The 20,866-nt window shown below is 43.3% G+C and carries 19 protein-coding genes; 11 read left to right on the top strand and 8 right to left on the bottom strand.

Annotation, left to right across the window (positions count from 1 at the left end; all coding sequences use genetic code 11):
• Positions 1-46: 46 nt before the first annotated feature.
• The 3 genes from coxB to GCHA_RS06115 all read right to left on the bottom strand — a co-directional run bounded on the left by coxB (position 47) and on the right by GCHA_RS06115 (position 4,517).
• Positions 47-1,066, bottom strand: coding sequence for a cytochrome c oxidase subunit II (coxB, locus tag GCHA_RS06100; protein WP_007986200.1), 1,020 nt, complete (start codon positions 1,064-1,066; stop codon positions 47-49).
• Between the two features lie 626 nt (positions 1,067-1,692).
• Positions 1,693-2,676, bottom strand: coding sequence for a hypothetical protein (locus GCHA_RS06105; RefSeq protein ID WP_007986202.1), 984 nt, complete (start codon positions 2,674-2,676; stop codon positions 1,693-1,695).
• Between the two features lie 890 nt (positions 2,677-3,566).
• Positions 3,567-4,517, bottom strand: a complete 951-nt coding sequence (locus GCHA_RS06115; RefSeq protein ID WP_007986206.1) for an alpha/beta hydrolase family protein — start codon at positions 4,515-4,517, stop codon at positions 3,567-3,569.
• A 206-nt stretch (positions 4,518-4,723) separates the two neighbouring features.
• Here GCHA_RS06115 and GCHA_RS06120 point away from each other — a divergent pair, with 206 nt between their 5' ends.
• The 3 genes from GCHA_RS06120 to GCHA_RS06130 are packed head-to-tail and all read left to right on the top strand — an operon-like array spanning position 4,724 to position 6,393.
• Positions 4,724-5,173, top strand: coding sequence for a MarR family winged helix-turn-helix transcriptional regulator (locus GCHA_RS06120; RefSeq protein WP_007986208.1), 450 nt, complete (start codon positions 4,724-4,726; stop codon positions 5,171-5,173).
• A gap of 47 nt (positions 5,174-5,220) precedes the next feature.
• Positions 5,221-5,982 (top strand): enoyl-CoA hydratase, encoded by a 762-nt coding sequence (locus GCHA_RS06125; protein WP_007986210.1) that lies wholly within the window; start codon positions 5,221-5,223, stop codon positions 5,980-5,982.
• A gap of 18 nt (positions 5,983-6,000) precedes the next feature.
• Positions 6,001-6,393, top strand: a complete 393-nt coding sequence (locus GCHA_RS06130) for an ACT domain-containing protein (RefSeq protein WP_039992164.1) — start codon at positions 6,001-6,003, stop codon at positions 6,391-6,393.
• A gap of 432 nt (positions 6,394-6,825) precedes the next feature.
• Here GCHA_RS06130 and GCHA_RS06135 read toward each other — a convergent pair whose 3' ends face one another.
• Both GCHA_RS06135 and GCHA_RS06140 read right to left on the bottom strand, forming a co-directional pair.
• Positions 6,826-7,950, bottom strand: a complete 1,125-nt coding sequence (locus GCHA_RS06135; RefSeq protein ID WP_007986217.1) for an HDOD domain-containing protein — start codon at positions 7,948-7,950, stop codon at positions 6,826-6,828.
• A gap of 288 nt (positions 7,951-8,238) precedes the next feature.
• Complete coding sequence (locus tag GCHA_RS06140) at positions 8,239-8,655, bottom strand: hypothetical protein (protein ID WP_007986219.1); 417 nt, start codon at positions 8,653-8,655, stop codon at positions 8,239-8,241.
• A 376-nt stretch (positions 8,656-9,031) separates the two neighbouring features.
• On the opposite strand from GCHA_RS06140, the gene GCHA_RS06145 reads away from it, so the two are divergent.
• A complete protein-coding gene (locus GCHA_RS06145; protein ID WP_007986221.1) occupies positions 9,032-10,048 on the top strand; it encodes a GGDEF domain-containing protein in 1,017 nt (338 codons plus the stop codon).
• Between the two features lie 91 nt (positions 10,049-10,139).
• On the opposite strand, the gene GCHA_RS06150 is transcribed toward GCHA_RS06145, so the two are convergent.
• A complete protein-coding gene (locus GCHA_RS06150; protein WP_007986224.1) occupies positions 10,140-10,355 on the bottom strand; it encodes a hypothetical protein in 216 nt (71 codons plus the stop codon).
• Positions 10,356-10,563: 208 nt separating this feature from the next.
• Positions 10,564-10,782, bottom strand: coding sequence for a DUF6500 family protein (locus GCHA_RS06155; protein ID WP_007986226.1), 219 nt, complete (start codon positions 10,780-10,782; stop codon positions 10,564-10,566).
• Positions 10,783-11,109: 327 nt separating this feature from the next.
• Between GCHA_RS06155 and GCHA_RS06160 the strand changes: the two genes are divergently transcribed.
• The 6 genes from GCHA_RS06160 (at position 11,110) to GCHA_RS06185 (ending at position 19,548) form a co-directional block, all read left to right on the top strand.
• The gene (locus GCHA_RS06160) at positions 11,110-13,197 is read left to right on the top strand and encodes a glycoside hydrolase family 31 protein (RefSeq protein WP_007986227.1); all 2,088 of its coding nucleotides are present in this window, start codon (positions 11,110-11,112) and stop codon (positions 13,195-13,197) included.
• A 27-nt stretch (positions 13,198-13,224) separates the two neighbouring features.
• Entirely contained in the window at positions 13,225-13,776 is a 552-nt protein-coding gene (locus GCHA_RS06165; protein WP_007986229.1) for a TRAP transporter small permease, read from the top strand.
• A gap of 1 nt (position 13,777) precedes the next feature.
• Positions 13,778-15,064: a TRAP transporter large permease gene (locus GCHA_RS06170; protein WP_007986231.1), complete on the top strand. Its 1,287-nt coding sequence runs from the start codon at positions 13,778-13,780 to the stop codon at positions 15,062-15,064.
• A 1-nt stretch (position 15,065) separates the two neighbouring features.
• A complete protein-coding gene (locus GCHA_RS06175; RefSeq protein WP_007986233.1) occupies positions 15,066-16,106 on the top strand; it encodes a TRAP transporter substrate-binding protein in 1,041 nt (346 codons plus the stop codon).
• Between the two features lie 395 nt (positions 16,107-16,501).
• Entirely contained in the window at positions 16,502-18,898 is a 2,397-nt protein-coding gene (locus tag GCHA_RS06180; RefSeq protein WP_007986235.1) for a TonB-dependent receptor, read from the top strand.
• A gap of 308 nt (positions 18,899-19,206) precedes the next feature.
• The gene (locus GCHA_RS06185) at positions 19,207-19,548 is read left to right on the top strand and encodes a hypothetical protein (protein ID WP_007986236.1); all 342 of its coding nucleotides are present in this window, start codon (positions 19,207-19,209) and stop codon (positions 19,546-19,548) included.
• A gap of 106 nt (positions 19,549-19,654) precedes the next feature.
• Here the strand turns inward: GCHA_RS06185 and GCHA_RS06190 are convergent, their stop codons facing one another.
• The gene (locus GCHA_RS06190) at positions 19,655-20,371 is read right to left on the bottom strand and encodes a cation efflux transmembrane domain-containing protein (RefSeq protein ID WP_007986238.1); all 717 of its coding nucleotides are present in this window, start codon (positions 20,369-20,371) and stop codon (positions 19,655-19,657) included.
• Positions 20,372-20,441: 70 nt separating this feature from the next.
• Between GCHA_RS06190 and GCHA_RS06195 the strand changes: the two genes are divergently transcribed.
• Positions 20,442-20,831: a Cd(II)/Pb(II)-responsive transcriptional regulator gene (locus GCHA_RS06195; protein WP_191865659.1), complete on the top strand. Its 390-nt coding sequence runs from the start codon at positions 20,442-20,444 to the stop codon at positions 20,829-20,831.
• Positions 20,832-20,866: the final 35 nt, after the last annotated feature.

Here is a 20,866-nt window from a genome sequence, read left to right on the forward strand (position 1 = left end):
TGTTCTTAACAACGGCCTAGTGCTTTTTAACCGCGTTTGAGTGTAATCAATGCAGACTTTGTAAGTAGTCAAGCAAATCAGATAACTCCTTGGCATCCAATTGAGACATTGGCATTTTTGCGCCCGGTTTTATGCCATTGGGATCAGCAACCCAACCGCCTAAATGTGCTCGACTATTTTTTCTGGTAACAGACGCTATTGACTGCCTTGAAGCGAGATGAGTTAAGTCTGGGCCGGCCGTTCCAGCTGCATCAGTACCCCGAATGGTATGGCATTGGTGACATCCAGCTTCAAAAAAGACGCGCTGGCCCGCGAGTACTTCATTATTTTCTGGAGGTTGTGCTGGCGCTTGCTGATTCGCTAACCAAGCATCAAATTCAGCTTGAGGCTCAGATACCACTAGAAACCCCATAAGCGCATGTTGCAGTCCACAAAATTCTGCACATTGCCCGCGAAAAGTGCCTGAAACGTCGACCTCAAACCAACTAGAATTAGTGCGCCCTGGGATCAGATCTGTTTTTCCGTGCAACTGAGGTACCCAGAAACTATGAATGACATCACCACTTTCTAAATAAACTTGGATAGGACGATTGATCGGTACATGTAACTCGTTGGCTGTGGTTGCGATAGTATTGGAGTTTTCGTCTAGATATTCGATTTGCCACCACCACATCCAACCAGTGATGCGTACTTCAAGTGCGTTATCAGGTGGGCTTGCTGATAATGAACGGCCTAACATTAAGCTACCGCCCACTAAACATATAACGGTTACTAGCGGAACCGCGATACCAGCGACTATGACTAAATTGCGGCTGGCAAGGTAACTTAGTTTTGTCGGCTTTTTAGATTTCCCGCGCCATAAGCCCCACGCCAATAGAAGCATAACAGCCACGAACACCACCACCGCGACCCAAAACATGCTCCACCATATGTAACTGATCCCGCGAGCTTGCTCCGTTGCTGGTTGAATAGCTGATTGGCTTTGCGCATACGATAAAGGCAACTTTAGCGTTAATAGCACGACTAAATAGATAGCTTTATGATTCAATTTGGTCCAAAAATGCATTTTATGACCTATCTCCATTTGGCTGTACTACCCCATTTACTAAACGCCTGGATACCTAGCGTTTGAAGCATATTCACAAGGTAGAGAAAAAATTACTTCAGCACCTTGTAATAATTACACACGGCGAACTTCTCGCCTCCACAACATACGCTCCAAAGAAAAACCACTAAGGAACAGCTAACATCCCATCACTGTTAAAAGCCGCCTCACCCATTATTTCAAATCAAAAAAATAAAGCGCCGCGCAAAAAACACATTGCTCGGGTGTTTGCATTATTCTCGCCAAATCTTCATCCACAAACCGAAGAACCTCAAACACACCCAAATTACTAATCAGAAATTTATGAAGACACCCATGATTAAAGCAATTTATGCAGACAATTATTCAAGAGCAACTTGTGTAGACAGCCATTTTTAAATCTATACAAAAATTCGAATTTGATAGATGTCGAGATTTTTTGTATATCGAAATGCCCCTTCATACTCAATAACTGCACTTTTGAGCTCAACAACTGAAGGTTTTCCATAGAATGTTGAGCGTTGAGAAAGGAATTTGTGTGAACTGATGAAATATAGGCAAGCGCTCATGTCACAGGCTGTGCATAAGAAGTATTCGTTGAAGCTAGTTTAAGCGCGCTTTAGCAGCTTTTTTGCTTTGCCCATCCCGCGTATTCGTTGATGATGAGTGTGACGCTTGAACGCATTCATCATTTGCTCTGCACCTGCTGCGTAGCAGAAGTGTTTTTCAAATTCAGTGGTTAAGGCTAACCACTGTGCTGAGTCTAACCCTAGTCTTTCTAGAATAGGGCTTTGAGTGTTATAGATATAACCTGCCTTGTCATCACGAATACAGCGACCCGTGGTATCGATAAGCTCACAGTAGTCTTTAAGGGAGTAAGCTATTCCTTTGGGCATATTTTCCCTTGAGCTTCCCACAAAGGGCATTAGCGTACTTGGTTGAGGTTGATGATGTTTAGCGGCGTGTATGCGCTTTTTGATACTGGTGTGTTTTGCTGTTTCAGGTGTTTTGGCGATTTTCGCTCTAATCGGGTTTAAATCTACATAGGCCATACACGCTAGTACTGCACTTTCATCTAACAAAGCTTGTGATTTAAATCGCCCTTCCCAAAACCTGCCGGTGCAGTCATCTTCTTTATTGGCTTGACGGGCAATATATTCATTTAAGTCACGCATGAACCAGCTGATGTTGTATAAACGTTTTCTGTAGATTTCAACGGTATCATCAAAGGTGATTAACTCTCCTTGGGTTAAGGTATCCCCGTTAATAAACTTTTGAGTCAGTAACGTACCTTTATGCAGCGTGTGATAACGCTTTAGCACCGATTCGGTATCCCATTTATCAGCTAGGGCTTTATCCACACAAAGCACCACATGAGTATGATTGCTCATGACTGCATAAGCGCATATATCAATTGCGAACACGGTAGATAAAAACAACAAACGCGCTTCTACCCAGCCACGACGATGCTCGTAGCTCTGCCCTGTCAGCGCATTTGTACCACATAAGAAAGACTGGCGAACACAACGGGACACACAATGATAATAAGGCGTATCAATTAAGCTGATTTGGCTTTTTCGTGACTGAGGCATAACAGTCGCTTAATAAAATGGAACACGCATCAAGTGTAGTTGAGGGATAAAAATTAACCATTTTTATAATGGGTGTCTTGATTATTCATTGGTGTCTTGATTATTCATTGGTGTCTTGATTATTCATTGGTGTCTTGATTATTCATTTAGAAGAAGCGTCGTAAAGGTGACGGGCGAGAGCCGCTTATTGAGCTTTCTGGGGCTAAGAAGAGGTGATGGACATTCTTTGCAAAGTGTTTTTAAGCTTATTTATGAGCGTTCGATTTGTTGAAATTACCGAGTGGTCGAAAGTTTGCTTTGAAGCTCCAAACAAAAAACGGTAGAGTTAGTGCAACTCCTGCGACTAGCAGCATAGAAGAGGTGATGGACGTTCGTTGCAAAGTGTTTTTATATTTATTTATTAGCGTTCGATTTGTTGAAATTACCGAGTGGCCGAAAGTTCGCCTTAAAGCTCCAAACAAAAAACGGTAGGGTTAGTGCAACTCCTGCGACTAGCAGCATGACGCCTGCATAAGGAGTATTGAAGGCCTCACTCAAGAAACCTTGGTGATGAAATTGCTGACGTAATCCCATCAGCATCAAAAGCACGCCTAATATGTCAAGTCCGATTAAAGTTATTAGCCGATACGAACAGCGCGCGCTGTGGGCATGTTTTGGCTTTTCAGCCGAATGTTTTTTGTTGCCTGTCGCGCTCGGTAACGGGAATAAGGTAGCCATCTTGTACTCACAATCAATCATACGATAAATTAACAATTATGTAACAGTTGACCCTAACTCTCTTTATTAAGTTCCATTTTTATTAGGATACATTCATATTAACGCCCAAATTTATATCCCCCCTTACAATTTTGCATTAAAACTTTCTCGGTGAATGTCCTGACAATAAGACGTTAGCCGGTGAGCAGCGGCTTGAATACTTGTTCCCACATCGATTGGTAACGCTCCTTGTGCCACCCTATGTGCCCTATTCTCTTGTGACCTACGTCCTTTGGATTAACCGTCTGACGCGTAATATTTGCGCTGCTAAATTGACTATGCAACATATCGATATTTTTCATAGACATCATTTCATCATCACTAAAGGCAATTGCATGAATTGGCACATTCACGTTAGCAAACCGCTCTTTGAGCCATTGCCCTTCTTTTTCTACAGCGTATCCCTCTTTTAAGCACCAGCGGCGCCATTGCATCATCACGCCTTTTGGTAAATTGCTCATTATATTGAGTTTATCGCCAGGAAAATAACCAAGTAAAGGTACTGTTACCGGCACCAGAAAATACCACAAAAACCATGAAACTCGTTTAGTAGGTGTTGAGTTGTACCACCAAGTACCTGTGCCTGCGGCAACAGTAATCGCGCGACTAATTTGTGCTGTATTTGGCATCATGCCTAGCATATGTCCGCCAACACTGTGCCCAATCCAAATACACTCAAGGTCGAAAAAATGCCGTTCTACAAAATCAAGTACGGCTGGGCAGTCATTATATGCCCAACTCAACACGTCGCTCTTACAATACTTCACGTGCTTATCAACCGATAAACCAATACCGTCGTAATCAAATGTGACAACGTCGTAACCCAGCGTTGTTAACCATAGCGCGAAATCTTGATAAAGATACTGAGCGACACCAGTGGCTGCGGCAACCACACAAACTCCCTTTACCGACACTTGCTGACTGTTAAACACTTTTAACACGATTGAATGGCCTGCATCAGTGACTATTTTGTGCTCGACAACGGACTTACTCACTTCAGCGGCAGTGTACGCGCTATTGCTTGATTCACTTAATGTTTCAGGTTGCGCTGATTGTGAGATGTCTGTTTGCGTTGCATTGTTCATGACGAGCCTCTTAGTTTACTAGATAGTTGTTTTAGTCTTACTTTCGCATAAAACCACTATTTATTTCGAATGCAAAACAATTATATTTAACACACGAAATAAAAGCTCAAAAAAGTTCTTCCATAGATTAATTAAAGCGAATACTGCGTTGCAAATAAGACATTTATTTCGTACATTAAATAAATATCAAACGAGAAGTGACCATAATGAAAAAGCAATTAAAAATATTTCACTTACTGCAGTTGGCCCACGCCGCGTTGTTTAAAGCAGCCGATAAAAAGCTCAAGAATGAGTTACACATAAGTACCACGCAACTGGCGGTATTATTCTCGTTAGTAAAACAAGACAACGCACCGATAACCGCTATTGCCGACCAACTCAATATGAGCTACTCCAGTTTATCTGGGGTGATTGACAGAATGACAAAAGCTCAGCTCGTTACTCGCCAGCGAGCCACTAGCGATGCAAGAGTGCAAAACGTAATTCTACTCCCCAAAGGACAGGAAATAGCTCAGCGCTCAACAGCTAAAGTGCGAAGTATCAATCATGCCTTATTGAGTGAATTTAGCTTAAATGAGCAAGAGACTATCGCCCGCTTCTTAATTCACGTCGCACAAAACTCTGAACAAATTGTATGCGAGGAACAACAGCGCTAACCAAGCGCTACTTACCCATGCTTTATTAAATCAATAGGAGTCGCAACATGTCTAAAAACCTCATTGTTTCCGTGAAAAACCGTGTTCTGTCTTTAACGATTAATCGCCCAGAACTAAAAAATGCCCTCAACCGAGAGTTGTATGCCTCGTTAGCTGATCAGCTCGAAAGAAGCGACCAAGACAAGCAAATTCGCGCGGTTCTGTTAACGGCCAATGGTGACACTTTTACTGCAGGTAATGACTTAGACGACTTTCTTCATCCAATAGAAGAAAGTGGAACGCCCTCTGTTATCCGTTTTTTAAAAGCAATTTCAGAATGTGAAACGCCTATCATAGTGGCGGTTAACGGCCCAGCTGTAGGGATTGGCTTAACCATGTTGTTACATTGCGATATGGTATATGCGGGCAAGCGTGCTCACTTTCGCGCCCCGTTTACTCATGTGGGTTTAGTACCAGAAGCGGCCTCAAGCTTATTGCTACCACTTGCAGTAGGTAATGCGTGGGCAAATGATTTATTGCTTGCTGGGCGCACCCTAAATGCTGATGAAGCACTTGCGTCTGGGCTAATATCCCGAGTGTATGAAGATGATGTCTTAGTCACTGAAAGCTTAAAAATAGCTGAACAGATAGCAGGCTTAGCACCAAATTCAGTGAAACAATCTAAGCGGCTCATTCGAGGCGTTAGCACCGAGCAAATTCAGGCACAAATGAAACGTGAGGGAGTTGTTTTTGCACAGCAGCTAGCGTCAGCGGAATTCAAAGAATCGATCGCAGCTTTTTTTGAAAAACGTGCGCCTAACTTTAGCTAAAGAACTTCAGGATTTCATATGTCAGGCATAACAGAATTAACTCAACTACTTTCGAAGATGTCTCCACATTTGCAAGACGGCGAGTACGCCTTTTGCACAACTCAGGGTAACGTGGCGGACTATATGCATTTAAATCCTGTGTGCTTTTTTCAAGAGTCGGAAGGGTTAACACTAATATTGTTGGCCGATGTTGCTAAACGAGAATATATCCCTTTTGATGGCACCTATAAACAAATTACCCTGACAGTACATTCAAGTTTGGAGGCTGTCGGGCTCACTGCTGCGGTAGCGAATAAGCTCACTCAGTATGGCATTAGTGCGAACGTAGTGGCAGCCTATTACCACGACCATATTTTTGTACCTAGTGCGAAAGCCCCCCTCGCCATGAAAGCATTGGCTGAATTCGCCTAGCAGCTAAAATACCCATTAAAATCGGTAATCACGCTCTACTTTTGCAATGCGCACATGATACGTTTCATACCATATGCGTCGCGCTGCCTTTTGATAGTGAATATGCTCAGCATTAGCTCTGCAAAATTTGATGGACGCCACGTCAGCTCAGTAAAATACGATAATGCCAAACCCATCTCTAGCAGATTCGATCTCTAAGAAACCGGTTTGTTGTTTGGTTAAAGCCTCAATTTCGTCTGCCATTTACGCATAACCCTAGGTGTTTTTGCTTAACATCTCTTTGCTTAACATCTTTGTCTAACAACGAGGTGAAAATGACAGCGAAGTACGGCAATTTTGGTCTATTCACAAATTGATTGAATCACCAATTTAATTTCACCTAGGGCTACGTCGCGCGATTTGAGCAATATAAAAACGCCAAGAGCTTACGTATCACTCGACCCAAGAAGTGTGATCGAAATTCAAACCTAATATTTCACATAATAATTGCTTGGCGTCATCTCTAAGCTTGGTGTTGCTCAGTAATAACTCAAACTCAACAGGCTTGATATGGCCGCCCTGATACGACAAACTAATTTCGCTGATAAGGTTTGCCTCAAACAACACTTGAGCCATAGGCTCTAGTTCATTAACGGAGTTTATTTCCTGTGTTTGCGCCTGAACCACATCAATAATCAATTTTGGCATATTCCACAGCTTCATCAGTTCCACACTTAGCAGCATGGATTTCTCACTTAGAAACTTTTTAAACACCAGTGAGTCTTGCGAGAAATTAGGCGCGACAGCTCTAAACGCTTCAACCATAAATTGGAAAATGACCACCTTCCCCAAGTCATGCATTAGGCCTATGGTGTAAGCGGCGTCACCGTTTTGATTACGCATGTTGGCTAGCGTTTTGGCCATAGTTGCCACCTCTTGGCTATGCAACCAGATTTTCTCACCAAAGGTCTTAAAATAAATCGGCTTTTGCTTACACAGGTTTTTGATGAAACGATTGAGAACAAATTCTTTTATGTCATTCGCCCCCATAAACATAAATGCTTGTTGCAGGTTCGTAATCTCTTTATCACCCCGTTTATAGGCAGGGCTATTGGCCGCTTTCATTAATTCAGTGGCAATACTCGGCTCTTTTTCCACAACCTTTATAAAGGCTTGTAGATCAAAATCAGGATCGTTAAGTAAATTGGTCAACGCGATAACCGATTGCGGTAACACTGGGAAGTGGGTCAATACACTTTCAGGCGATTTAAGCGCATGGTTTACCCTAGTTAGAATATACTGCTCGATAGGATTAAGCGTGGTGCTAGATTTAGACACCCCCAATAAATAGTCGTAAAAAAGGAAATCGAGTCGATTAAGTGACGCAACACTAATATTCACGGTGCGTGTAGGCACAGGAATATCGTACAAGTCTGATGAGGCAGCATCATCACTCTCATTCAGCGGCGCTGCATGATTGCGATTACTTTGAGGTATTGTTGCGCTCTCGCTTTGAGTATTCGGCGCTTTGGTTGCGCTACTACGTTTAAAAAGGCGTGATATAAGTTTTTCAAACATTTTAAAAATCGTTCCAACTGATACAAACAGAGGCGATAATGACGATGCAATGCGTCAATACAGAGTATATTCGCACGCAATCACCTATCGACAAATAAAAAAATTACCCACTAGCTAATGTTTTATTTCACATTTAGCTTTTAGTCATTGATTTGTATCATATTAAGTATTCCCTATGAGCTTATCCTTTAGTCTCAATTATACCAATCCTCATTACAATTATATCACTTCGCATAAATGACAGCGTAAAAAGCACTTTGTTACTCTTAGCAGCAAGCCAGAAAAAGCTTATATATCTTCAGCACATGTTTTCATGTCTTTGGATTGTTCGGTAATGAACTCGCCATTTTTACCAAGATAGCGATAGACCATTACAACGCCTAAATCCTTAAAACCGGTTAAATTCTCATTTGCGCACAACGGGTCAATCACCGTTTCTTGAATTAATGCATCAAAAAGCGTGACGTCTAACTCCGCTGCGGCATAATTCACCATACTATTGTTATATATGATGAAATTTTTAAACGTTGCTGCAGAATCCATGCGCGTTTCTTCATCAATGAGTAACGGAGCAGACGCATTTACAATTGCAGTAGAATTCGTAAGCGCAACGGATAGCGAACGCTCATGGGCTGTTTGTGCCGCAATACTTGAGAATGAAGCAATAAAAAAACTCGTTAGTAAAAGCGTATTACTTTTAAACATAATTTCCTTCCGTGATTCGATATTTAACTTATTTTTGCGTGAATAAACAATTACCTTGCCTGAACAAGATTTATAGCCAGTCCCCCAAGTCTTTTAGTTCGTAAGCTAACCGCGCTAAGCAACCAGTTGATTATAGAAGAATGGGCTTGAGTGCCTATTAACACCTGATTAAAGCACAATAGATGTAATTGGTTGTGTGTGACCGAAAACAACTTAACAGCGTCATGCAAATGTAACCTATATCACTGATTACTATACTAAAGTACTTTCCTGAGTATTGATCTATCGTTAAATTTAACCTACTTTGATTGAGCTGTGTTTTCATTAACAACCGCAGAGCAAGCATAAGCCAAATAAATAGGATGTATAAATTTTAATGCGACGTATTTTAGGAGTGTCCAAAGGGAATAAAAAGCTTACGCTAGCAGTTTACCTCACGCTGATTGGGTTTATATTTCTTACCGCGCTTGGGTTTATAAGCTGGCACAACGGTAACATCAGAACGTCCAGCACCTTATTCACCGCCGTTTTCTTTGGTGTTATAAACCTGTATTTACTGAACACAAAATACCGTGACTTTACGCGCTATATACTGTCAATTATTGTCGCTTTAATGGGGCTTAGTTTACTTGCATTCGGTGGGCAAGATGCCACAGGCTACCTTTGGACTTTCCCTCTCATGGCGATGGCACTTGCTGTACTCTCAGTACGTGAAGGAATGTGCTTCGCGGCAACCTATTTACTCGGATCATTCAGCGTATTGTTTCTGCCTCTGGGGATCGACTCATTAGTTCACTATGAACCGGTAACAGCGACCCGCTACTTTCTTTCGGCATTTGCTCTGTGCTGTATCACGTTAGTACTGGTAAATATTCAAGAGAATACCAATCGTCAACTACGGCTAAAAACGGTAAAAGACGACCTCACCGGATTATTTAATCGCGCCATTCTTGATCACAATACGATTGAACAAATCAATCTCGCCAGAAATGAACGTAGCGATTATTTGTTGTTAATAGATATCGACCACTTCAAAAAAATAAACGACAACTTTGGTCATTCCACTGGCGACGAGATACTGGTGATACTGGGGGATATTTTAAATGCGTCAATGCGCGACAGTGATTTAGCAATACGCTGGGGCGGCGAGGAGTTTCTGGTTATTTTACAACGTTGCCCGAGTGTACATGCGCAAAAGATTGCCAATCAAATACGTATAGAATTCGAGCAAAACGAACGTATTTTGCAGTTATTACAGCGCCCGGCAACCTTGAGTATTGGCACTGCCGCCACAAGTCAAAATCTGATGTTTGATAAAGCACTATCACTTGCTGACAGTCGACTTTACAAAGCGAAATCTGAAGGTAGAAATAGAGTTGTTTTCAATGATTAATCTACTTGCTGTGCTTTAAGCTGCACGCCTACCAATTGCGCTCTATTCATATATAGACTTACTGAACTCACTACACAGTTTTTATCGAGTGCTAATTTCTACGCCAAACACAATATAATTCGATATCCTGTTTCAACACTCTCAGATCAGCCAACTGGCCCTCTTCCACTGCATTATCAAGTTCTTGCTTAGCATCTTCGCAGCGCTGAGAAAATGGCTGTTTAGCCACATCTTGATCGTCTTTTGACGCTGCGCAGCCACTCAAACCCAACATGAATAAACTGCTCAACATTACCGAGTAACGCATATAAATCCTTACTTCTTATTTTTGTCGATTGCGAATAATGACATAGCAGGCGCCATGCCTTTCGTATGTGCGCAAGATAATAACCTGTGTAACGCGATAACTAGACAACCGTGACACAACATAGTGCCCCAGAAAAGCGCTAATTTAACCAATTAAGCAGAAATACCAGCTGACAGAGCGTTGCCGCCTCAAGGCATAGGGGTTTAACTTAAAGGTTTTGTTGAACCATTTCTTTGATTATGCGCGCCTTTACAAAGTGATCTAACTGATGTGTTTCAATCCACCAGGTTGCGGCCTCCATCAAAAGCGCAGGATCGTCATTCTTATTAGCAAAAAATGCATAGAATGAAAGACCGACATTCTCACCCTTGGTTGCGATTTTCCCATCGCATACCTTTATCATTTTTGCTCTTAGTTCAGCGCGCATTGCTTTTTCATCCTAGTATGGTGTTTACGAATAAAAGACAGCATATCATTACAAGTTGTAACATCCGTATTAGCTCGTTAACACCTCCCCTCTCGCGGCCGAACCGGTTTTATTGCGTCTATTTATTGACTAGCGCCTCGTTAACGATTGTATATTTGGCTATTATTCTCAGTTAACTTGAAAGATCATAATAACCAACAAAGATTGACAAGAATTTAACACTGCTATAACTTATATCTTATATAAGATTGTAAGGGCCATTCGCAGCGACTCAATGCTAGCATTTGCGGTCCCCTATTGTGTCAATATCACGAGTGAGAGAAATTCATGTCTACAAATACATCTTTGTTTGATGTTACAGCCCCGAATTGGAACGATATACCGCAAGCAGATGTGACTGGCACAGCTAGCGTACAAGGTGACGGAAGTGTGTCATTGCCTACATCTCAGGGTGATTTACACATCGCATTTCATGCTTTTGGTGTGCGTTTACGAATTGGTAAACAAGGTCAAGCTGATTATGGCCTACTCGTTTCAACACCGGATATTATTCCTGCTGATATAGTGCAAAGTGAACAACACACTACCCTGATTGCTGGTGACAGTAAGCTAGTGATTACCCACAGTCCATTTACCTTTGAGCTCACCCAAGACAACAAAACGATTCAAAAAACCGCTACCGATGGGCACTTTGTTCGTCGCTACCGCTTACCGCCTTTAGCAAAAGTAGACAAAGGCTGGTTGCTAAGCCTAGAGCTGGATACAGACGAAGCTGTGTACGGCTTAGGTGAGAAATGGGGTGGCTTAAACAAACGTGGTCAACTTGTGCGCTCTTATAATCATGATGCACTTGGTGTAAACGCTGAAATTTCCTATAAAAATACCCCCTTCTGCTGGAGTCCAAGTGGTTGGGGCGTATTTGTTCATACCCCAGCGCCGGTAACACATGCAGTGGGCTATGCCACTTGGTCTCAGCGCGCTTACGGTGTTTTGGTGGAAGATGAATGCCTAGATATGTTCTTGATGCACGGTGAAGATGGCAATGCCATCATCAACACCTACACAGATTTAACCGGCAAAGCCCCTACTCCTCCGGTTTGGAGCTTAGGGGTTATTTTGTCTAAAGCGTATTACAAAGACGTACCTGAGTTGTTGGCCACAGCGAAAGACGTGCGTGACCACAAAATGCCTTGTGATGTTATCACGCTTGACGGCCGTGCATGGCAAGACACCGACACTCGCTTTGCTTTTGAATGGGATCCTAAACGCTTTGACGACCCAGCGGCAGTGATCAACAAACTCAAAGCCGACAACTTTAAAGTATGTATCTGGGAATACCCTTTGGTGTCAATTCAGCATCCTCTTTTCAAAGAAATGGCCAAAAAAGGCTGGCTGCTTAAAGACAAACGCACCGGCGAAGCGTATCAATACCAGTGGGATATGAGTGCGTTCGCTGAAGTGCTTACCCCGTTACCAGAATCAGGCATAGTCGATTTCACCCACCCTGATGCCTATCAGTTTTGGATGGAGTCACACAAACCACTGTTTGATTTAGGCGTGGATATGATCAAAGCCGATTTCGGTGAGCAAGTAGAAGATGACAACATGCTAGCTCACAGTGGCGACTCAGGTGATCGTCTGCACAATGTATACAGTTTTTTATACAACAAATGTGTGTACGAAGCCGCTGAAAAATATTCCAAAAATGGCCCCTTCTTGTTTAGCCGCTCTGCATGGACAGGCTCGCAACGTTTCCCTAGCCAATGGGGCGGCGACCCTCAAGCTGATTGGGGCGGATTAAGCGCAAGTATTCGCGGCGCGCTATCTTGGGGTATGTCGGGTGCTCCTTATTTTGCTACTGATGTGGGTGGTTTCTTTAAAGATACCCGTGATCAAGAGCTGTTTATCCGTTGGTCACAAGCCGCTGTTTTCAGCGCTCACATGCGTTTGCATGGCATAGGTCAACGAGAACCATGGAGCTACGGCCCCGAAGCTGAAGAAGCTGTTAATCAAGCCTTAGTATTGCGCTATCGCTTAATTCCTTACATTTACAATGCCATGCAACAAGCAAGCAACACCAGTGTGCCTTTGATGCGTGCGATGCCTTTAGCGTTCCCTAACGATCGCGTGGCGGCAGCCTTTGAATCTCAGTTTATGTTTGGTGATGACATGCTTGTAGCCCCCTGTTTAAAACCCGGTGGCGAAGTAGAGTTCTATTTGCCTGAAGGCGAATGGCAGCGATTCCCAAGCGAGCAAACCTATCAAGGTGGCAAGGTGTATAACCTGACGCTAGGCGCGCAAGAAATGGCGGTGTTTGTGCCTAAAGGTAAGCGTATACCGTTAGGCCCAGATGTTGAGCACACAGACGAATTGACTGATCAGCAACCGCAAATCAGCCATTACTGGCCTAAATAGCACGTTAGCGCAGTCGGAGAACACCTCATGCAAAATGCTGTCAGTCGCGGGTTTTTAGCCATTAATCGCCCGCTTGGTAAGGTCAATTATGCCATTAGCACTCTTGGCAAAAATATCGCAGGCGTATTACTGAGCGCGATGTTGCTGATGATATTAGCCCAGGTGTTCTACCGCTACGTGTTAAACGACTCCCTCGCTTGGACCGAAGAGCTCGCAAAATATCTGATGGTATGGGTCGCCTGTTTGGTTGCCCCTTGGGCGTATCGTGAAAACTTAAATGTGTCTATCGAGATGTTTGCCGATGCCTTGCCTAAAGTACTACGCAGAGTCTCAGAAATCATCATCACCATATTGGTCATTATTATAAGCGCACTGTTTTTCAAACAAAGCGTGGCGTTTTGGCAAGGCGGCTTTGAAATTTACGCCTCGTCGATGCCCGTTAAACTGGCGTACTTTTACGCCTGCGCTCCTTTGATGTTTGTCGCCCTATTTTTAGTGGGTATCGAAAATCTGATCAAACAACTTTTTGCCCGTGACTATCTCACAGAGCAAACGATCCCTCCCATGGAAGTTGAATAATATGTCTATCAGTTATTTTTGGGTTTTTATATTGTTGCTCACCGCGGGCACGCCCGTGGTATTCGCTCTGTTGATTGGCCCAGGTGTGAGCTTAATGCTAGATGGCAACGAGGTATTTTTCTCAGCCCTACTAACGCGCTTATATTCGGGAATGAATTCATTCCCCTTGATGGCTGTGCCTTTTTTCATCTTAGCCGGCGAGTTGATGAACCAAGGTGGCATCACGCAATCCATTGTACGCTTTAGTCAAACCTTAATCGGTCATTACCGTGGTGGGTTAGCCCAAGTCAATATTTTATCCTCAGTGCTGTTCGCTGGTTTGTCTGGCTCTGCGGTCGCTGATACCTCAGCGTTGGGTAAAATGCTCATTCCGGCTATGGAAGAAAACGGCTACAGCAGACGCTTTGCTGCAGCCGTCACCGCGGCATCATCCGTCATTGGCCCCATTATTCCCCCTTCTGGGATCATGATTTTGTATGCATTTATCATGAATGTCTCTGTGGCTGGTATGTTCTTAGCTGGCATTACCCCAGGCTTACTCATTTGTGCTGGCTTGATGTTTGTTACCAGCCGCATTGCCAAAAAGCGTAATTATCCAGTGGCCAATCAAAAGGCGACTTGGTATGAGCGCGGCAGCGCCCTTAAAACCTCTTTTTTACCTCTGCTGACTCCGGTTATTTTACTTGGTGGTATCGTACTAGGTGTATTTACGCCTACTGAAGCCGCTGCCGCTGCAGCGGGTTATGCACTGATTATTACCTTGTTTGTCACCAATACCCTCAAGTTTGGCAAGTTACCGCACATATTGGTTAACGCGGCGGTGCAATCAGGCACTATTTTACTATTGGTTGGCTCAGCCGTTACCTTTGCGTGGATCATTACCGTCTCAGGCATGGCCGACATGCTTGCAGAGCAGATAGTTGGCATTACCGATAACGTTTTACTGTTATTACTTATTATCAACTTGTTCTTATTCGCTATCGGTATGTTTTTAGATGCAGGCCCAGCGATATTAATCCTCGGCCCTGTGTTAGCGCCTATTTTTATCTCACTGGGCATCGACCCACTGCATTTTGCCGTGATCATGTGCGTGAACTTAACTGTGGGTCTCGCCACGCCGCCCATGGGCTTGGTTCTGTTTGTGGCAGCGTCCGTATCGGGTGAAAAAACGGAGAACATTGCCTATGAAATGCTGCCGTTTTTAGCAGTAGAAGCCTTGGTGATCTTCATCATAACCTATTTTCCAGCGGTCACTATGACCCTACCTCGCCTGTTTGGGTTTGCTTAATATGAATACAAAACGTATCGCCCTACTCACTGTTTATGCTGTTATTGCTGCTGCCAGTATGTTTGGCATTATCAATGCTAATTCGGATCGCGCCGAATTTATTATCAAGGCTTCTATTCAAGCTTCTACCCAAGATGAGGATTACGTAGGGCTGCTTGCTTTTAAAGAATATGTTGAAAAAACCAGCAACGGCCGAGTACAAGTGCAACTGTATTCCTCGGGCCAGTTTTGCGGGGGCGTACCTGAATGTATAGGTAACCTGCAAAAGGGTGTGCTTGAGATGTTTCCTACCACAGCAGGTGGCACGGGCAACTTTTTTGCGCCTGCTCAGGTACTCGATTTACCCTATGTTTTTGATAACGACAAGCAAGCGCAATGCGTACTAGACGGGCCTATTTTAAGTAAAATGCGCAGCACAGTGTTAGACAAAAACCTGCAAATACGCCTAATGGGCGTTACTAACACAGGCGGCTGGCGTAATTTCGCTACCACCACCAAGCCCATTCATCACCCCGACGATTTAGCAGGGCAAAAAATTCGTACTACCCCAGCAAAAATTCAGCAAGAGCTGGTGCGCCAATTAGGTGCTAACCCTACTCCGGTGTCGTGGGCAGAACTTTATACTGCGTTAGCCACAGGCGTAGTTGAAGGCAGCAAAAATGGTATTCAAGATATTATCGGCGCTAAACTAGAAGAGCATTTAAAATACATAGTGCTCGACGGTCATTCTTACATGGCCGCGCTGTGGTGGTTCTCAGAACCTGTTTGGCAATCCCTACCTGAAGATATTCAAGACATCATTGAACAGGGGTTTGTTCACCAGCAAAAAGCTGCCAATGATTTGGTTTTCAATCAAGAAGCGAATTCCTACAAATTGTTCGAAAAAGCAGGCGGCACTGTCTATCGCCCCACTCCGGCAGAAAAACAAGCATTTAAAGATGCATCAAAAAATATGCGCCAATGGTTCAAGCAGAATTACGGCAATGATTGGTTAACACTATTAGAAACGTCCGTTGACCAGTGCACGGTTGATGTTGAGTGATTCTGTTACTAAATTGTATCAATTCTACTTATAACCACTATAAGCTAACGCAGATTTAGCGCTTTACCTACGACTACTAAGCCCAATAAAACTGGGCTTGTGCAGTCATGCCTCGGTAATTTCCCGCCTTTGTAAATATAGAAATTGTTTTAACAAAAAGATTGCAATTAGTTAACTTTATGGTTAAATTTTGCATATCTTTTGTCTTATATAAGACATCTAATGTATGACACAAGATGCCCTATAAGTCATCACAATGTCCGTTTCACCAATAAGTGGTACGGAATATTAAATGAAGAACGGTAGGCCAAAGTGCACACACATTCCATTTTTGTTTGGACACACAAAAATTGAACACTGGACTTACCCCTAAAACAGAGATCGTGGAGAACACCATGTTACTAAAACCTAGCACACTACACACAGGCATTACGCGCGCACTAGCGATAGGCACGTGCATGACAATCGGCTTCGCCGCTAGCGCACAAGAAGCAGCGCCAGCAGAAGATAAAGGCTTAATGGAAAAAATTACCGTTACGTCACAAAAACGCGTAGAAAACCTCAACGAAGTTCCTGTTGCTGTATCTGTGCTGCGTGAAGATCAGATTAACTCTGCGTTCTCAGCAAACATTGAAGGTTTACAAGCGTTAGTCCCTTCAGTCAGTTTCCGAAAAGGTAACACGAACCGTAACTCAGCTATTACCGTACGTGGTATTGGTACAATTTCATTCAGTGTCGCTGCAGAGCCAAGCGTATCAACCGTTGTTGATGGTGTAGTGCTAGGACGTTCTGGACAGGCTTTCGTTGATTTATATGACTTAGAGCGCATCGAAGTGCTTCGTGGCCCCCAAGGCACCTTGTTTGGTAAAAATGCATCGGCCGGTGTGGTTAACATTACGACCAAGCGCCCCTCTGATGAATTTGGTGGTTCTGCAGAAGTTACCCTTTTTCAAGATAACGAATACCGCTTAAAAACCAGTGTCACCGGTGCGTTAAACGACAATGTTAACGGTAGCCTAACTGTGCTTAAGTCTCAGTTCGACGGCTACATCGACAACGTTTATAACAACGAAACCACCAACGGCTACGATAAAGAAGGTATCCGCGGTATGTTAGACATTGATGCCGGTAACGATACCGACATCTTATTTATCTTCGAAAACGTTAAATCGAATGATAACTGTTGTGCAGATTTAGAATTGGCACCAAGTAATCGATATGTCACCTCTGAAGCAGCACCAGACAGCACTGGCGCAGGCGATTTAGATCTAGACCAGCGTAAAATTGACCATGATTTTGAAACGCGCACTATTGATGAAACCACTGGTTTCTCAGTTCAAGTTGATAAAATGATTGGTAACCACGAATTCACTTCAATCACAGCTCACCGTAGCTGGGATAACACAGAGTTCCGCGAAGGTGATTTCACCTCAACCACGGGCTCTATTCCTTTGCCAGTGAATTTCGGTAGCGTACCTGATGGCGGCGTGTCATTCCAACTACACGACACTGGCGTACAAAACTGGAAGCAAACCTCACAAGAATTCCGCATTGCTTCACCTGTTGGCGGTGACTTTGACTACCAATTAGGCGCATTTTGGTGGACACAAAAATCTGAGCGTAACTTTACCCGTGACGCTAGTTGCCAAAACAACGGTGGTCAATTTCCGGCAGCGATCGGCACCTACTTAACTGAAAACTTTGGTGTTGAAAATCCGTCAGATGAAGAGATTAACCAATTCATCAGCGATGAAAACCTAAGCTGTAATGCCAACGATATTGTCAGTGCGACTGCTTTTATGCGTACTCAGTTTGATAACTGGGCATTATTCGCAGACGGTAAATATCACATCAATGATGACTTGCGTTTACTCTTCGGTATTCGTTACACAGACGATGAGGTGAGCTACAGCCATAACCGTAGCAGTAACGATGAATACAAACGTACAGGTGTTGGTGTACGTAGCTTCGAAACTGACTACCAAGGCGAAACTGACGAAACCAACGTATCCGGTAAGTTAGGTGTTCAGTACGACTTGACCGACAACAGCATGACCTATTTCACCTTCTCGCAAGGTTATAAAGGCCCTGCGTTTAACGTGTTTTACAACATGTCAGCAACAGATACCTTGCCAATCGACAAAGAAACCTCTGATGCCTATGAGTTAGGGTATAAATACGCTAACAACGATTTAATTTTCAACGCAGCGATTTTCAGAACGGAAATTGATGGCTTTCAAGCAAACAACTCAGAATTACTTGATGGCGTTACCATCACGCGTTTAACCAACGCCGGCTCGGTTATTACTGAAGGTATTGAGTTTGATTTGATGTGGCAAGTAACTGATAACTTCACCCTAACCGGTGGTTTATCAAAAGTTGACGCAGAAGTGGATGAATTCAAATGCCCTGTTACAGATACAGAATGTACTGGTCGTTCAGGTGCTGACTTACCCTTCTCGCCTGATCTTAAGTACTCAGTCACAGGTGAATACCTATGGGAGCTAGAAGATATGAACGTTATCTTAAACAGCTCATACGTGTACACAGATGAAATGTACGCTGGCGCCCCTGGCGGAACAGCAACAGCAATCGATTTGCTACCAGACTACGGCATTTTAAACGCAAGCTTGGCCTTCTCGTTTGACGACGATGCCTATCGCATCAGCTTAATCGGTAAAAACCTAACCGATAAGAGCTTTGTCACCACGTACAGTGGCGATAACTTCCGTTATCAAATCCCACGTGATGCAGAGCGTTACTTTGGTGTGCAGTTGCGTGCGAATTTCTAAGCGTAACCTTCTAACCTTTCCCTGAGAGTTAGTGTGTGTTTAGGGCGCCTTTATGGCGCCCTTTTTTATGCCGCTAAAAAAGAAAACCGCACAAATTTAAAACAATCCTTTAATTCCATTTGCCACTGGGGTAAGTTTATTTATAATCGACTTTTACTTATTATGCATACGAGATATTAGCCGATAAAATTCAAGTAGTTAGCATTAAACTGTGTTTGATTCGCGGTTTATTCTGCGGGTGTCGAAACACGTAAACTGATATGGCGAAGCCATATTGTTACTTTTTATTGATAATCTATTAGTAAGTTATGAAATTTCACATTCAAAAGCATTTAGAGTCTTATTTAGTCAAAGAGCGTGTACCAACAGAATACAAAAAGTTAGCGGAGAGCTGCGAATCGCAACTCGAGGACACTTGCACGTTAATTACCTTTCCTCATGATCGTAAAAATATGGTGAAAAGTAGCTTAGTACAAAAGGCACTGACTAAGTTAGGGGAGTTGGAAGATCAAAGTTTGGTCGTGATCGGAGGCTGTTTTACCGCTGAATCAGAAGCGCTCTTACATGACGTTGATGCTGTTATCTTATCATTATCGGAAGGCCACTGGACTGACTCAAGCAAAGGGCATATTCGTAGCGAGCACGACTAGCCAACTCAGTGTTTGAACTCATTCTAGAAAATGAAAGCGACAATTAACCGTCGCTTTTTTATTGCTAATTACCTATCGCAATTTAGGATTAATTCTGACAGGGAAATTATTTGTTGGAATGAGTGTAGGATCCGCAACAAGACGATGACTGTTTTTTAGCCCCCTGCTCTTTTTGTGATGGCGGTCCTTCGTTTGGGTTATCTATAGTACGCGATGCAACCTCAGGGTTACTTGTTAAAATGTCTTTCGCTTCTGCGACAATTTTCCACGACGATTGCACTATCACCAGCGCAATAATGCCGCCGATGACCAAATCTGGTATCGCCGAATCTAACCACACCACCAGCCCAGCAGACACAATTACCCCCACATTGGCAACCATGTCGTTACGTGAGCAAATCCAGCTGGCGCGCATATTAATGTCACCCGCTCGGTAGCGAGAAAGTAATACGAAGCAAAATAAGTTCACCCCTAAAGCCAATAACGATACCCATAACATAACGGCCGTTTGAGGCTGACTGCCGTTTATAATGCGCATCAGCACATCAAATAAGATAAAACCTGCTAATAACAGCTGCAATGAACCGTTAAACAACGCCGCTTTCGCTTTATACTCTATGGCTTTACCGACAGCATAAAGGCCTACCAAGTAGACCATGGCATCTGCCAGCATATCCAGCGAGTCCGCCATTAAGCCGCTTGACTGACCTATCCAGCCCGCGATGAATTCCACAAAAAACATAGCGCCATTGAGACCCAAAACCGTCCACAGCAAAGTACGTTGCTCTTTATCCTGGGCGTTTACACCACAACATTCGCTCATGTTATCCCCATTGAATTGCTGTTTGTTAAGGGTAGAATAAACCTTCCAGTTACAGGAAGGTCAAATCATGATGCAAATTAAACAATTAGCCAAGGTAACAAACGTAAACGCCAAAACAATTCGTTATTACGAAGATGTCGGCTTATTGCCTAAAGCAAAGCGAGGAGATAACGGTTACCGCTACTATCAACAGCAAGATGTATCCTCCCTTAACTTTATACGGCGCTGCAAAGAGCTGAGAATGCCGCTAGCGGATATAAAAAGATTGGTTTCGATCCAAAGTGATGACAATGCCCCTTGTGCAGAGGTAGACGCGTTAATTACCCAGCAACTTGAAAAAATACGGGTTGCTCAATATGAATTACAACAGCTGGAAAAAAACCTGCAAGCTTTAGCAAACAGCTGTGACAACCACCAAATCAAGAACTGCGAAATATTAAATCATTTAAGAGCGAACTAAACGAAAAGTTGAGCCCCCAATAAAAAAGGCCCTAC

Origin of the sequence: Paraglaciecola chathamensis S18K6, assembly GCA_000314955.1 — a bacterium.
Lineage (GTDB): Bacteria > Pseudomonadota > Gammaproteobacteria > Enterobacterales > Alteromonadaceae > Paraglaciecola > Paraglaciecola chathamensis.

What these genes read in the sequence shown, in the direction of transcription:
- coxB (WP_007986200.1), bottom strand. Translation starts at nt 1,066, where the DNA reads ATGCATTTTTGGACCAAATTGAATCATAAAGCTATCTATTTAGTCGTG.
- GCHA_RS06105 (WP_007986202.1), bottom strand. Translation starts at nt 2,676, where the DNA reads ATGCCTCAGTCACGAAAAAGCCAAATCAGCTTAATTGATACGCCTTAT.
- GCHA_RS06115 (WP_007986206.1), bottom strand. Translation starts at nt 4,517, where the DNA reads ATGAACAATGCAACGCAAACAGACATCTCACAATCAGCGCAACCTGAA.
- GCHA_RS06120 (WP_007986208.1), top strand. Translation starts at nt 4,724, where the DNA reads ATGAAAAAGCAATTAAAAATATTTCACTTACTGCAGTTGGCCCACGCC.
- GCHA_RS06125 (WP_007986210.1), top strand. Translation starts at nt 5,221, where the DNA reads ATGTCTAAAAACCTCATTGTTTCCGTGAAAAACCGTGTTCTGTCTTTA.
- GCHA_RS06130 (WP_039992164.1), top strand. Translation starts at nt 6,001, where the DNA reads ATGTCAGGCATAACAGAATTAACTCAACTACTTTCGAAGATGTCTCCA.
- GCHA_RS06135 (WP_007986217.1), bottom strand. Translation starts at nt 7,950, where the DNA reads ATGTTTGAAAAACTTATATCACGCCTTTTTAAACGTAGTAGCGCAACC.
- GCHA_RS06140 (WP_007986219.1), bottom strand. Translation starts at nt 8,655, where the DNA reads ATGTTTAAAAGTAATACGCTTTTACTAACGAGTTTTTTTATTGCTTCA.
- GCHA_RS06145 (WP_007986221.1), top strand. Translation starts at nt 9,032, where the DNA reads ATGCGACGTATTTTAGGAGTGTCCAAAGGGAATAAAAAGCTTACGCTA.
- GCHA_RS06150 (WP_007986224.1), bottom strand. Translation starts at nt 10,355, where the DNA reads ATGCGTTACTCGGTAATGTTGAGCAGTTTATTCATGTTGGGTTTGAGT.
- GCHA_RS06155 (WP_007986226.1), bottom strand. Translation starts at nt 10,782, where the DNA reads ATGCGCGCTGAACTAAGAGCAAAAATGATAAAGGTATGCGATGGGAAA.
- GCHA_RS06160 (WP_007986227.1), top strand. Translation starts at nt 11,110, where the DNA reads ATGTCTACAAATACATCTTTGTTTGATGTTACAGCCCCGAATTGGAAC.
- GCHA_RS06165 (WP_007986229.1), top strand. Translation starts at nt 13,225, where the DNA reads ATGCAAAATGCTGTCAGTCGCGGGTTTTTAGCCATTAATCGCCCGCTT.
- GCHA_RS06170 (WP_007986231.1), top strand. Translation starts at nt 13,778, where the DNA reads ATGTCTATCAGTTATTTTTGGGTTTTTATATTGTTGCTCACCGCGGGC.
- GCHA_RS06175 (WP_007986233.1), top strand. Translation starts at nt 15,066, where the DNA reads ATGAATACAAAACGTATCGCCCTACTCACTGTTTATGCTGTTATTGCT.
- GCHA_RS06180 (WP_007986235.1), top strand. Translation starts at nt 16,502, where the DNA reads ATGTTACTAAAACCTAGCACACTACACACAGGCATTACGCGCGCACTA.
- GCHA_RS06185 (WP_007986236.1), top strand. Translation starts at nt 19,207, where the DNA reads ATGAAATTTCACATTCAAAAGCATTTAGAGTCTTATTTAGTCAAAGAG.
- GCHA_RS06190 (WP_007986238.1), bottom strand. Translation starts at nt 20,371, where the DNA reads ATGAGCGAATGTTGTGGTGTAAACGCCCAGGATAAAGAGCAACGTACT.
- GCHA_RS06195 (WP_191865659.1), top strand. Translation starts at nt 20,442, where the DNA reads ATGCAAATTAAACAATTAGCCAAGGTAACAAACGTAAACGCCAAAACA.